This window comes from Paenibacillus sp. Marseille-Q7038, from assembly GCF_965111595.1.
This window is the reverse complement of the sequence record NZ_CBCOOM010000001.1, coordinates 2,075,688-2,088,383: the sequence shown is the minus strand read 5'-3', so window position 1 is coordinate 2,088,383 and position 12,696 is coordinate 2,075,688. Positions and strand designations below refer to the sequence as shown.

13 protein-coding genes are annotated in these 12,696 nt (G+C 41.2%); 8 read left to right on the top strand and 5 right to left on the bottom strand.

Features of this window, described 5'->3' with window-relative positions; all coding sequences use genetic code 11:
- Positions 1-5: 5 nt before the first annotated feature.
- From ACWPWY_RS09855 to ACWPWY_RS09845, 3 genes are all read right to left on the bottom strand, one after another.
- Positions 6-584 carry a sugar O-acetyltransferase gene (locus ACWPWY_RS09855; RefSeq protein WP_454191535.1) on the bottom strand — a complete coding sequence of 193 codons (579 nt, stop codon included), beginning with the start codon at positions 582-584 and terminating at the stop codon, positions 6-8.
- A gap of 107 nt (positions 585-691) precedes the next feature.
- Positions 692-1,636, bottom strand: a complete 945-nt coding sequence (locus ACWPWY_RS09850) for an aldo/keto reductase (RefSeq protein WP_454191534.1) — start codon at positions 1,634-1,636, stop codon at positions 692-694.
- Between the two features lie 13 nt (positions 1,637-1,649).
- Positions 1,650-2,648 carry a Gfo/Idh/MocA family protein gene (locus ACWPWY_RS09845; RefSeq protein WP_454191533.1) on the bottom strand — a complete coding sequence of 333 codons (999 nt, stop codon included), beginning with the start codon at positions 2,646-2,648 and terminating at the stop codon, positions 1,650-1,652.
- Between the two features lie 123 nt (positions 2,649-2,771).
- On the opposite strand from ACWPWY_RS09845, the gene ACWPWY_RS09840 reads away from it, so the two are divergent.
- A complete protein-coding gene (locus tag ACWPWY_RS09840) occupies positions 2,772-3,611 on the top strand; it encodes an AraC family transcriptional regulator (RefSeq protein ID WP_454191532.1) in 840 nt (279 codons plus the stop codon).
- Between the two features lie 177 nt (positions 3,612-3,788).
- The gene (locus ACWPWY_RS09835; RefSeq protein WP_454191531.1) at positions 3,789-4,277 is read left to right on the top strand and encodes a GyrI-like domain-containing protein; all 489 of its coding nucleotides are present in this window, start codon (positions 3,789-3,791) and stop codon (positions 4,275-4,277) included.
- 73 nt (positions 4,278-4,350) lie between these two features.
- Here ACWPWY_RS09835 and ACWPWY_RS09830 read toward each other — a convergent pair whose 3' ends face one another.
- A complete protein-coding gene (locus ACWPWY_RS09830; RefSeq protein ID WP_454191530.1) occupies positions 4,351-6,081 on the bottom strand; it encodes an ABC transporter substrate-binding protein in 1,731 nt (576 codons plus the stop codon).
- 119 nt (positions 6,082-6,200) lie between these two features.
- Here ACWPWY_RS09830 and ACWPWY_RS09825 point away from each other — a divergent pair, with 119 nt between their 5' ends.
- The 6 genes from ACWPWY_RS09825 (at position 6,201) to yidC (ending at position 11,674) form a co-directional block, all read left to right on the top strand.
- The gene (locus ACWPWY_RS09825; protein ID WP_454191529.1) at positions 6,201-7,805 is read left to right on the top strand and encodes a DUF4153 domain-containing protein; all 1,605 of its coding nucleotides are present in this window, start codon (positions 6,201-6,203) and stop codon (positions 7,803-7,805) included.
- Positions 7,806-7,833: 28 nt separating this feature from the next.
- On the top strand, positions 7,834-8,502 hold the full coding sequence (locus tag ACWPWY_RS09820; RefSeq protein ID WP_454191528.1) for an HD domain-containing protein: 669 nt from the start codon (positions 7,834-7,836) through the stop codon (positions 8,500-8,502).
- 180 nt (positions 8,503-8,682) lie between these two features.
- The gene (locus ACWPWY_RS09815) at positions 8,683-9,828 is read left to right on the top strand and encodes a stalk domain-containing protein (RefSeq protein ID WP_454191527.1); all 1,146 of its coding nucleotides are present in this window, start codon (positions 8,683-8,685) and stop codon (positions 9,826-9,828) included.
- A 166-nt stretch (positions 9,829-9,994) separates the two neighbouring features.
- On the top strand, positions 9,995-10,183 hold the full coding sequence (locus ACWPWY_RS09810; RefSeq protein WP_454191526.1) for a hypothetical protein: 189 nt from the start codon (positions 9,995-9,997) through the stop codon (positions 10,181-10,183).
- Positions 10,184-10,500: 317 nt separating this feature from the next.
- Positions 10,501-10,905 carry a hypothetical protein gene (locus ACWPWY_RS09805; protein ID WP_454191525.1) on the top strand — a complete coding sequence of 135 codons (405 nt, stop codon included), beginning with the start codon at positions 10,501-10,503 and terminating at the stop codon, positions 10,903-10,905.
- The gene (gene yidC, locus ACWPWY_RS09800; protein ID WP_454191524.1) at positions 10,805-11,674 is read left to right on the top strand and encodes a membrane protein insertase YidC; all 870 of its coding nucleotides are present in this window, start codon (positions 10,805-10,807) and stop codon (positions 11,672-11,674) included. The genes ACWPWY_RS09805 and yidC overlap by 101 nt, the downstream gene beginning before the upstream one ends.
- A 57-nt stretch (positions 11,675-11,731) precedes the next feature.
- Here the strand turns inward: yidC and rocF are convergent, their stop codons facing one another.
- Positions 11,732-12,640: an arginase gene (gene rocF / locus ACWPWY_RS09795; RefSeq protein ID WP_454191523.1), complete on the bottom strand. Its 909-nt coding sequence runs from the start codon at positions 12,638-12,640 to the stop codon at positions 11,732-11,734.
- Positions 12,641-12,696: the final 56 nt, after the last annotated feature.

The following is a 12,696-nucleotide window of genomic DNA, read 5'->3' as shown; positions in this document are numbered from 1 at the left end:
AGATGCTAGATCACGTTTCCACTTACCTCAATTTTTTTCAAAATTCGGGCCGGATTCCCGCCAACTACGACGTTATCCGGTACATCCTTGGTTACAACTGAACCCGAGGCTACCACTACATTGTTACCAATCGTAACGCCTGGATTAATGACAGCACGTCCCCCAATCCATACTTTATCTCCAATAGTGACGGGTGCGCCATATTCCTCAGCCCGGTCACATCTGGAAATCGGATCAAGCGGATGCGTTGCTGTGTAAATATGAACTCCTGGTCCGAGCAAACAATATTTCCCTATGTTTACTTCGCATACATCAAGAATAACACAGTCGAAATTCGCATAGAAATGATCACCTACATGGATGTTATATCCGTAGTCACAGCGAAATGTAGGTTCAATATAGAAATGTTCACCAACGGTTCCAAGCAGTTTTTTCATCATTTCAGCTCGATGTTCCGGATCGTTTTCTGTTGATTGATTATAGATTCTTGTAAGGCGTCTTGCCTGCTCACGATCTTGTGTTAATTCAGCGTCCCATGCCAAGTACAGTTCCCCTGCGAGCATCTTTTCTTTTTCTGTCTTCATCGAAAGCTCTCCTTTAACGATTGCTGCAATTCGTAGAAAAATGTCTGTTTCATAAAATTACTGTTCAGTTTAGTGTACTCGGCCATGAAATGCAATGGATTACGAGTTTATTGAGGAATAGAGCTGGCGGAAAGATCAAGCCAGTCTACTTCATCTCGTGTAAGCTGTATCTCCGCACCTTTTTGACAGGACGCGAGTTCTGCTGGGTTCTGAGCACCGATCAGGGCACAGGTTGGATAAGGCTGATTCAATACATAGGCAAGAGCAATCTGGATGGTAGTGACTCCTTTTTTCTTAGCCAGCTCATCGGCCCTGCGAAGTCGTTCCCAGTTATCGTCATTGTAGAATACACGCACCAAATCTTCGTTGTCTGTTATTTCAGGGGTATACCGGCCAGTGAAAAATCCGCGTGCTTGGGAAGACCAGGAGAGGACAGGAATCTGGGTTTGTTCATGGAACCTGCTTGTCGCTTCGTCAACGGAAACACAGCCGGCCCAAAAAGGTTCTTTGGCTTTGGCTAGACTAAGATTAGGACTGCTGAAGGTGAATCCTTGCAGCCCGTTTGTCTTCGCATAGTGATTCGCTTCCTGAATCCGTTCCCAGGTCCAATTTGACGCACCAGCAGCCCCAATCCGTCCCGCCTGAATATGTTCATTGAGCGCTTCAATAATATGCTCAACGGGAACAGATGGATCATCCCGGTGAAGGCCGTATAGTTCAACATGATCTGTCCCAAGCCGTTCTAGACTTACAGACAGGTCATGATCTATTGCCGCTTTATGAACTTTTGCTCCCGTATGATCCGGATGAGCACCTTTGGTAAAAATAACGATCTCGTCACGATTATTCATTTCTTTCAGATACCGGCCGATGACTTCTTCACTCTGTCCTCCACAATAAATATGAGCTGTATCAATGGTATTACCACCAATCGCAAGAAAAGCATTCAAGTTGGTTACGACCTGATCGTAGTTGTCATGACGGAAATAATCCGTTCCTTTAATGAGACGAGAGACAGGCTTGTGAGAGCCTTCAATCGTTATTTTTTCCATGGACTGTTCCTCCCTAAAGTTCGATTCGTTTCCGTTGCTCGGCTGAGCGCAGGGCAGATTCTAGCACTTTCATGTTAAAAACAGCATCTTGTGGATCGAACTTAGGCTTGCTCCCATCCAGCACGACAGCGGCAAAATCATCAGCCATTAAGGAATAATGATTCACGCGGGGTACTTCTACCACTCGATTACCGAGTTTTCCTGTGATAGAGAAGGATGAATCTGTGTCTGGATCACTCGCAAAAGCAGAAGGGACTTTAAGTACGCCGTCTGTGCCGAGCACTTCCATCTCATTCCGGAAAGCAGCCCACATTCCGCAGTCAAAGATGAGAGAGATGGAATTCGGGAATTCAACAAAACCCGAGGTCATCATGTCTACTCCGCCATGCTTCTCTGAGAACAATGCTTGTGCGGTAACCGCTTCCGGTTCTTGCCCGATGAGAAGTCTTGCTACGCTGATCGGATAACAGCCTACATCGTAGAGGGAACCGCCGCCCCAATCTTTATGATAGCGAATATTATCTGTGTTAGCGGCACTATTAAAAGTGAAGTTCGCATGAATTCCGCGCAGTTCTCCGATTTCTCCAGATTGAATCGTATCTTGAATCATTTGATACCTAGGGTGATGCCGATACATGAAGGCTTCCGCAAGATGAACTCCAGCTTTCTGACATGCCTCGACCATTTTCTCAGCTTCCGCTGAATTTAGCGCAATCGGCTTTTCACATAAAATATGTTTACCAGCTTCTGCCGCGCGTAAGGTCCATTCGAGATGAAGATGGTTCGGCAGCGGGATATATACTGCATCTATAGCATCGCTAGCTAGCAATGCTTCATAACTTCCAAAAGCGTTTTCGATATGTAGCTCTTTTGCAGCCTCATCTGCTTTTTCCTGATTACGGCTTGCTATGGCGACAACTTCATTTCGACTTGACCCGCGAATGCCTGGAATAACAGACCTTTTCGCAATACTGGCTGTTCCAAGAATACCCCAACGTAACGTTTGACTCATGTTTTTACCTACCTTCTGATATATTATTATCATGATATTGTCATTGTATTGACTAATCAAATTTAAAATGATAATATTTTGCAGTTTATTAACACAATATTGTCTTTATAAGGGAGATCAGCGATGGAACGTCAAAGTCACTTAGTTACAATAACAGATCAGCGTTTTTTTTGTTACCCTGAGTCCGTCGGCCTGTTTAGTAATACCCCAAAACATTCGGTAACCCGCGAAAAAGGGGCCCTTAACAATTTTAATATTCATTTTGTAGCGGCTGGTAAAGGTTATGTGGAGATGGAGGGGGTTGTATACGAACTGGAAGAAGGTGATGCCTTTTTGTATTTTCCTTTACAAGAACAGAGGTATTACAGCAGTACGAGTGAACCATGGGATATCAGATGGATCCATTTTTATGGAAGTAGCAGTTTAACTGATTACATGCTTGGACGAGGGTTTCAGGATCACCGGATCTGGACGCTGCGTCAGCCGGAAGGGTGGAAAAAAGCACATCTGGATCTTCTTACCGAAGCGGAAAATTATAAAATGCTGAACCCGACCATTCTATCTACACTCACCTATGCCGTGATTACAGAGTTCGTCCATCAAGCAGAAGCACATACGAAGAGCAGAACCGGACGTTCTACGGACCGAATTACGAAACTGTTGCCTAGAATTCAAAAAGAAGCAGCTAGTCCATTTATTTTGGAACATTGGGCGGAAGAAGCAGGGGTCAGCGTCCATTATTTTTGCAAATTATTTAAAAAAACGATGCAAATGACGCCGATGGACTTTATTACGCAGTGCCGTATTCAAATGGCGAAGCAAGCATTACTGGAACATACAGAAAGAACAATCGGTCAGATCGCTTCTGAAACGGGGTATCCAAGCGCCAGCTATTTTAACCGTCGGTTTCTTGAACATGAAGGCATGACTCCAACTGAATATCGAAGATTATTCGGAAAATAAAACGAGTGACCTTGTATTGAATGATATCAATATCGGGTTATCTTCAGCGCTGTGGTAAGACATGAAGAACTGAAATTTGATGTTTGTATTATGGGAACATTTGTTCTATAATGAGGAAGTGGATTTTTTGAACTATAAATTTCCTATCAGACCGTAATCTAGGAGGCGCAAATATTTATGTCTAGTCTACTAAGTAAGAATGAGGTCATACGTCATCGTGAATTTCGTTTTTCGGGTATGGCAGCGGTGACCAGTAATCAAGCTGAATTGAAGGGAGAAGGGGTAATTCCTTCACTTTGGTCTAATTTTTATGAAAATAATGTACTAGAACGTATACCAAACAAAATAAATTCGTCAATCATTGCTTTATATACGAAATATGGATCAGATGAGACCGGTGCCTATACGATTGCGCTTGGAACGGAGATTGTAGAAGGACAAGCTGTTCCTGCCGAATTAGAAGAATGGATAGTTCCTGAGTCTAAATATGTAGTGTTTACAACGCGTATAGGTCCGGTACAAGAAGTTGTAGTTGAAACTTGGCAGGAGATATGGGAATGGTCTAAATATAACGAGCGGGCATTTCAGTCTGACTTTGAGTTGTATGATCTACGTTCAGTCGATCCAATGAATGGCCAAGTCGATATTTATATCTCCGTTAAGTAGTTTGATTACCTGACTTACATAGTAAGACCAGGTGGAATCCTTTATAGCAACGAATAAATAGGGTTCCCATTCATTATGTCCTTACGTTCTCCCGATTAGAAAACCAGATATGTCGTAGATCAATCCATCCCTGACTTCCAAGCTTTATTCCTCGGACTCCAGGCAGCACTGCGGTTTCAAATGGTTTATCATATAGGACATGAAGCATACTTTCTTCCGTAAGCATAAGTTCCAGTTCAATTAATTTGGTGTAACGGTTACTTGGATTCTTTGTACGTTCGATTTCTTGTAACTTCGTAAGAATTGTCTTTTGTAGATCCTGTCCTACATGGGAAGATATTGTCAAATAAAGATCATGTCTACGGAGTGATTCGTCCTGATCGAGCAGAAGCGAAAAGAGAATCAGATCAGCTTCCATACGAACAGGTCCTTTAAACAATTCGACAGGTACAATCTTGACATTGCAGTTATATCCGTTATTTTCAAGCTGATAAGCAATGATAGCTGCATCTTTTCGGTACTGAGGAATCGTTGCAAGTATAAGGGGGACGCCGGTGTCCTCATGATTATCCCTAGACTTATGTAAGGGTTCTGGCGCGTGTTCTATATCAGACAAACTTATACTCGACAACACTTCTTTTCGAATTTTCGGATCCTGAAGAGGCCCGTCTTTTTCGGTATTACAAGTAACCAGTTTACGTACAAGGGATTGGCTTAATGCCTGTGTAGCTCCTGAATAATTAGTAGAGTTTCCCCAAAGCAGAACAGGAAATAAGGGATTAGAAGTTTCCGCTAATTCTGAGTCTTGATCTTGTATATGCCAAGGGACTTGAATGATTTCTACCACGTCAAGATGCGGTCTCGTTTTGAAGTAGTCTGGATAAGCTTCCAGGATACACATACTTGAATTATGCTCGGTTATTCGGAATGGACCAGTACCGTATATTTTAGATGAATTTTGAGACAGGTCTTGCTGTTCTAGATCCCGATCAAAAGGAACGATGGCAGCCCGTGTGGTACATAAAAAAGACGGGAAATACTCATTAGCTTGATGCAAAGTAAATTCAACACACCGACTGGAGATCGCAGTTACCGAAGCAATAGAATGAATCACAAAATGGTATAGCAATGGTTGATTACTTCCCTTTAGTCTATTAAATGTATATAGAACATCTTCGGCATGAAGTGTCTTTCCATGATGAAATCTCACCTCTTTTCTCAAATAAAAGGTCCATACTTTTCGGTCATCACTCACCTCGTAATCATGTGCGAGATGGGGCAAAATTGCTCCTGTTTCTGGATCTGAGGTGAGTAAACCATCAAATACATGTCCTGATACAAACGATTCGGCAAGCAGATTGATTCGAAGCGGATCAAGCTCGTGAATCTGTTGGCGTAAGGGGAGACGTAAGATATCCCATTGTTCACCCACTCCATTCCGCTTGGAATGGGGTCCAAAATAACTCATCAGCCACCCCTGTAAACGTTCAGGTAGTCGCGTAGAGTTAGTATACGTTTTGATGTCATCCATCACTTTCTTCATTTCATGGCGATCGATCGCTTTTATCATCGTAAGCGCCACAATTTCTTCAGGATCGACCCGAAAAAACAACTCTGAACGTTTACCCCGACCTCTTTGTGCTCGCCATTCGATCCAGCCGTTTGCTTCCATTTTACGAATAATATTGAGGGCATTTCGATGTGTGCATTCAAGGGTCAGTGCAAGTTCATCCAGTGTAATTTGTACCGAAGGTTCAGCTCCGTAATAACCATGTAATCGTAAAAATTGGGAATGTAATTTCACTACGCTACACCTCCGTTGATAAAATACGAAAATTCTAGACATTATCTTTCTATTTATTTTCTTATTTTATCACCTAAGATAAATGGTATAAACCAATTTCACTTCGGAGGTTGTAACGTATGAATCTTGCATTGCCCATCTGGAAGTCTCCCTTAAGGAATCTGGTGACATTGTTTGCTGCTTGTATACTAGCAATTCTTCATCAGTATTTGTTTTATGGACACATGCCCGGTATTTCAGTCCCCATTTTTGTTTTTATTTTTTATGTGTTTATGTTCTTGTTTGCGGGCGATCGGCTTGTCCCATACACCAAATTTAATGCATTACTTTCTTTGGTCATTGTCATGTTGTCATTTTCCTATGTTCTTTTTGATCAATATTTCTTTCATTTTCTTAATTTACTTGTCCTCCCGATTCTTATTGCGATTCACCTTACAATATGGATGGGATATCAGACAAGAGACTGGTTCCAGAAAGGCATTATTTACGACACTTTGCTTCATGTAATACCCAGAAATTTCAGACATTTTCCTACTGCATTTTCGTGTGTCACTTCTTCCGTCTCTGAGAAGATGGCTGAGGGTACTAGAAAAACGGTTCTCAAAATATTTATCGGTGTGGCCATCTCAGCACCGTTGCTCGTTTTAGTCATCACGTTACTTTCATCCGCAGATGGTTTATTCGAAGCCTTTTTAGGTTCCATTCCGAACTGGCTTAATCAGATCACGTACAGTGAAGGCTTTTTTCGTCTGACATGGGTATTTATCTTTACGTTGCTGTTTTTTGGTTATGTGACTGGTTTTGTTAAGCCGGAATCCCAGAAAGAACAGATTATGAATTCCTTTTCTAAGAAAGATGATCCTGATGACACAGAGGAAGACTTTATTTCCTCTGCTAACGTCCGAGTACACTCACAAAATGAGCACAATTCTCAAAGATTAGATATTGAGCGGAGAACGCTGTTGCTTGATCCAATCATTGCTGCTACGGTCCTTGTGCTGATTAATATCGTATATATGATTTTTATTTCACTTCAGTTCTCTTATCTATTCGGAGCTTGGGAAGGAGCACTGCCGGAGGGAATAACTTATGCGGATTATGCGCGAAAAGGGTTTGCTGAACTGATGCTTGTGGCATTGCTTAATTTCACAATACTGATGACGGTGCTTTTGCATACGGCAGAGAGCAGCCCTATAGTCCGCCGAATCAATCATTTCATGACGTACCTACTAGTGCTTTGTTCCCTAATTATTTTGTATTCCGCTTACTCCAGACTCCATATGTATGAAGAAGCGTACGGGTTTACCCACATCCGTTTTCTAGTTCATGTCTTTATGTTGTTTTTAGCTGTACTCATGATTATTGCGGGGCTTTGGATTCATAACAAGCGAATACCGCTGGCGAAATGTTATATTATTCTTGGGCTGATCGCTTACGTAATAGTGAACTATGCAGGGATGGATTCTTATATTGCAACGAAAAATATAGAGAGATATCATCTTACAGGGTCATTGGACGAACAATTTTTAACTTCTCTTTCTGTAGATGCCGTTCCCACCTTGATCGAATTCAGTGAGAAATATCCCCAAATGAATGATCATCTGAAAGGACTTTACGAGGAACTTAAAGGGAGGGAAAGAGCATGGCCTTCGTTTAATATAGCTGAATATAGAGCACAGCAAGCGATATCCAAGCATATATCAGCGCAGTCTTCAGTCAAATAAAATAATGATATAGATCAGGAGATAGGATATGAACCAACCGATACTTACAAAACAGGAAGAAGCTCTGCTCGAAGCAGCAGAAGCGTATGTGAAGCAAGAACTTCGCGGAGAGGGTACGGGACACGACTATTGGCATATTTACCGCGTTGTTCAGACGACGGAGAAAATCGCGGCCGCTGAAGGAGCAAATCTTTATATCTGCAAACTTGCTGCTTACTTACATGATATTGCGGATGAAAAACTGAACCCTTCCAAAGAAGCGGGGATGTCTAAGGTAGATACATGGCTTAAAGAACATCATGTATCGGGTGAGGATAGATCACATGTACTCGAGATCATCGGGAATATGTCCTATAACGGCGGTCATAATTCGCCTATGCGTACGCTTGAAGGCAAAGTTGTCCAAGATGCAGATCGGCTGGATGCGATAGGTGCTATTTCTGTGGCAAGAGCCTTTGTATATGCCGGTTCCAAAGGACATTTAATCTATGATCCAGAGGTGAAGCCTAGAGAAGAAATGACCCAGGAACAGTACCGGACAGGCAAAAACACAGCAATTAATCATTTTTATGAAAAACTATTAAAGCTCAAGGACTTAATGAATACAAAACATGGAATTGAACTTGCTGAAAAAAGGCATCAATTTATGGAACAATATCTAGATCAATTCTTTAAGGAATGGGAAGGAAACGTTTAAAAATAGCCGTTTTATTTAATTTGAGAGAGTGTTCCTTGTACTGATGAGATGAAAGACTATGCATTTCACGAGATGCATAGTCTATTTTTATTTATAAAATCACGCAACAAATTTCATATAACAACGTTATTTATTTTATGAATGAGTACAGTACAGAGAATGAAGGGAGAGGAATGCAGAATGAAGAGATTGCATGTACTTAAGATAGGGACAGCCGTTATTGCAGCAAGTATATTATTCACAACCCAGCCATTGCAAGGAGAAGCTGCTTCGAATCCTTCATATGAACTGGTATTAGATTCAGGTAGTGTTATTGAGGGCAAAGCAATGATCAAGAATGGGGTTTCGTATTTACCTTTGCTGCAAATCAGTAAGGATTTGTCATTATCCGCCACTTTAGATCAGTCTGGAAAAAGAGTGACTCTCATGAGTCCTTCCTTGAATGTAGCGGTTAGACTAAACAGTAAGCAGGCAGTAGTTAACGGTAAGGGAATTACGATGTCAGCGGCTCCTATGAAGAGCGGAAAAGATATTTACGTACCTGCTTCTTTTCTTGTTTCCGCATTGCAGGGAGAGGGACTGACGTATGACCGCTCAGCTAAAAAGTTGTCTGCCACGGGAATATATTCGGGGAATGATCCCAGCGTTTATGGGGGATTACGTTACGAGATTAGCCGGGAGGGCGAACTTTTTACAACTAATGCAAAGGGTACGAAAAAACAGCTCTATGATTTTAATAAAGAAATATATAATCAGCCCGTGTATCAATTTACGAAAACAGCAACAGGCCTCGTTATCCTGAATATCTCTGATTATTACGGAGAGCCTATGCTGAATAAGCAGACTTTTACGATTGTCATTAAGAATGGGGCAGTCATTCGGCAGAGCTATGTGAAATATTACAATCGTTTTGAAGAAAATGCGGTTCTGTCTGTAGATAAGAAGGAAATCGTCCTTACGGATGGGGAAACTTTACGTATACTTGAAGATGGAACAGGGAAAATCATTCAAACGTATGATCTGAAAAAACTGGGTAGCGAAGATGATACCTACTTCGTAGAAGCGGTTGACAAAGAGTACCTGCTTATTCGACCGAATAAGAAAGGATTGCTAACCTATATTGATCGTGCTACGGGAGAGCGTACTTTGCTTTACAAACAATTGCTTAATAAAGCAGATCAGGAATACGCTGAAATCAACGACATTCCATTTTATGGAGACCAAATCAGGTTTACCCTACGTAAAGGGGATACCCTTACTTTTCATATCGGACCCATGACGGGAAAAGCTTCTGATCAAACCATAACGATTCCGCCGAATTCATAAACTGCTAAAAAAGAAAAAGACCTTCTGTTATTCATTCATAACAGGAGGTCTCACATATAAATCACAAAAACACAGTGACATTTTTAATATTGTGAAAATAATCACAAACATATCCTGTTTCTTATGTTAAATTGAATTCAAGAGATAAAACAAGGAGATGAGAGAAATGAAAGCAATCGAAAATGATCAAGTAACCCGGAATTTACTCATGTACTGTTATACCTGTGAAGATGCAACATTTTGTACTACAGAAGAGGATTGCAGAGCTTGCTGGGCTGATCAAGGAATGTTTGATGATGAAGTAAACGATGGAGCTGAAGAAACACAACAATTCCTGCGCATGGTACACATGTAAAGTTAAAGTGAGAAACCAACTGTATAGTAATATAGAACCTAATGTAGAAAGACCATACTGGTATAACTAAAAAAATAGAGATCATACCAGGAATAGAAGCAAGCCGAATATAGATTGTAGAGAGATAGATTCATATCATAAAAAATGAATACAATCGTAAAAAGCAGAGAACTCCTGATGGTCAAAGCAGAGAGGTTGTCTGCTTTTTTGGATTTTATAAATATGTAAATGTATATTGTTATAAAATTGGTGAAATTGATACCATTATTCATCTGTAAAAAGGATATAATAATAGTAGTTAAAGGAGGTGAATCCTTTTGTTATGGTTTGAACTTCAAGAACTTCATGATTTTATTCCTTATTTAGTATCGATCGGTCTGATTTTTACGGTTACTTGTATTTCATTGTTACATCTTTCAGGTGAACTTCGTAGACTTGGTGTGCAAGGCGAAGCAGTATGGCCTGAATACGTTCCAGAACCGATGCCGTCGGATGCCGATTTTTATGTAACATCCGTCATTTTGCTCCTTCGAAGATATAAAATATCACCAGATGATGATTCTGATAAGTATCACTCCTCGTTATTGAATGATGCAAAACACAATAACGAGGAGGATATACATGGAAAAAGCAAAAGGATTCTTTCCTATTCAAAAACGGACGGTACGGATTTACGCAATACTAGCAAGTTTACTAGCGGTATTTTTACTTTCAGGTTGTAGCTCTAATGTGAGTGAAATCAGCAGTACAACACCAGGGTTCTTTAATCACTATATTGTATTTCCAATTTCTTATATCACGCAGCATCTGGCTGGCTGGTTTAACGGCAGTTACGGGTTAGCCATTATTGCACTGACCATCATCGTTCGCCTGTTACTATTCCCGCTCATGATGCGTCAATCGAAATCACAGCAAAAAATGAAGCGCGTAATGAAGGCAATGCAGCCCGAACTCGATGCGCTGAAAAAAAGCTATGAGAACAAGAAAGACACTGCCAGTCAGCAGAAAATGCAGCAAGAAATGATGGAACTTTATAAAAAACATCAGTTTAATCCGCTTAATATTGGCTGTCTGCCTATATTAATTCAACTACCGATTCTTTCGGGAGTGTATACAGCGATTCGTCTCATGCCGGACATGAGCAGTCACTCGTTTCTATGGTTTAAACTTGGGGAACCGGATATGGTATTGGCACTCCTTGTAGCTGCTATTTACTTGCTTCAATCTCGTATCTCTATGCAAGGAATGCCGCCAGAACAGAAGAAACAAATGGCGATCATGGGCTACATTTCACCGATCATGATGGCGTTCTTCTCGATGAGTGCACCTGCAGCAATTCCACTTTACTGGTTGGCAGGCGGTACTTTCCTGATCTTCCAGACACTTTTATTCCGTAAAATGTATCCGGTAGATCAGGTAACCGAAAACACGGAAGTAGTTTCCCTTCCTAGTTCCAAAACGAAGAAAACAAAAGGTCCAAATCCCGCGTAATATATAGAATAAAAAAAGAACAGCTTCCCGATCAGGAGATGCTGTTCTTTTTCCTGTTTAGAGAATGCGTTCACCAAGAAGTGATCCAATAAGACCGACCAGAAGCTCTGAAGAACGCTCATGATCATCAAACAGAGGATTGTTTTCTACGATTTCAGCAGAAGTCAGAATGCTGGATTCGTAGAGCATTTCCATAGCAAGGTGGACTTCCCGGTAACTAAGTCCTCCAGGAACCGGAGTACCTGTCGCCGGAGCAATCTGCGGATCAATACTATCAATATCAAAAGAAAGATGGACACCATCTGTTCCAGACGAAGAGATACGAATGGCTTCTTCCATTACATGCGCCATACCAAGCTTGTCAATATCATGCATCGTAAAGCAAGTAATGCCTTCTTTTCGGATAAGGTTCCGCTCTCCATAATCGATAGATCTTGCCCCAACAATGACGACATTTTTGGGATCAAGGGACGATTTCATGCCACCAATTGATGTAAGCTTAGGATCTCCCATACCTAGATTAACAGCTAAAGACATGCCGTGGATATTACCAGAAGGTGTAGTAAGGGGCGTGTTTAAATCCGAATGGGCATCCATCCAGATGATTCCAAGACTCTGATGATGTTTTCTAAGCCCGCTAATCGTTCCAATAGCAATACTGTGATCTCCGCCAAGGATAAGGGGGAATGCTCCATTTTTAGATAAACGGTATACCTCGTCAGCAAGTTTCGAATGGACTATTACATGCTCGTTTAGATGTTTTAATCGTGGGAAACTTGAATTGCTTTCTTCTATAAAAGGGGGGAAGTGAATTTCGTGGAGCGTGTGTTTAATTTGGAGTAATTGTAGTTTGTTTACAAGCCCGGCCTTCAGAATGGCTTCTGGACCTTGTTTTGTTCCTCGTTGACTAGCTCCAAGATCAAAGGGGACAGCCAAAATAGATACAGGAATTTTTGGATTCATCATAACCGTGCCAACCTCCTCAAGACTTGAATGAGTTCCTAATTAAGATCCCGAAGAAG

What these genes read in the sequence shown, in the direction of transcription:
- rocF (WP_454191523.1), bottom strand. Translation starts at nt 12,640, where the DNA reads ATGATGAATCCAAAAATTCCTGTATCTATTTTGGCTGTCCCCTTTGAT.
- ACWPWY_RS09835 (WP_454191531.1), top strand. Translation starts at nt 3,789, where the DNA reads ATGTCTAGTCTACTAAGTAAGAATGAGGTCATACGTCATCGTGAATTT.
- ACWPWY_RS09845 (WP_454191533.1), bottom strand. Translation starts at nt 2,648, where the DNA reads ATGAGTCAAACGTTACGTTGGGGTATTCTTGGAACAGCCAGTATTGCG.
- ACWPWY_RS09825 (WP_454191529.1), top strand. Translation starts at nt 6,201, where the DNA reads ATGAATCTTGCATTGCCCATCTGGAAGTCTCCCTTAAGGAATCTGGTG.
- ACWPWY_RS09840 (WP_454191532.1), top strand. Translation starts at nt 2,772, where the DNA reads ATGGAACGTCAAAGTCACTTAGTTACAATAACAGATCAGCGTTTTTTT.
- ACWPWY_RS09810 (WP_454191526.1), top strand. Translation starts at nt 9,995, where the DNA reads ATGAAAGCAATCGAAAATGATCAAGTAACCCGGAATTTACTCATGTAC.
- ACWPWY_RS09815 (WP_454191527.1), top strand. Translation starts at nt 8,683, where the DNA reads ATGAAGAGATTGCATGTACTTAAGATAGGGACAGCCGTTATTGCAGCA.
- yidC (WP_454191524.1), top strand. Translation starts at nt 10,805, where the DNA reads ATGGAAAAAGCAAAAGGATTCTTTCCTATTCAAAAACGGACGGTACGG.
- ACWPWY_RS09850 (WP_454191534.1), bottom strand. Translation starts at nt 1,636, where the DNA reads ATGGAAAAAATAACGATTGAAGGCTCTCACAAGCCTGTCTCTCGTCTC.
- ACWPWY_RS09820 (WP_454191528.1), top strand. Translation starts at nt 7,834, where the DNA reads ATGAACCAACCGATACTTACAAAACAGGAAGAAGCTCTGCTCGAAGCA.
- ACWPWY_RS09855 (WP_454191535.1), bottom strand. Translation starts at nt 584, where the DNA reads ATGAAGACAGAAAAAGAAAAGATGCTCGCAGGGGAACTGTACTTGGCA.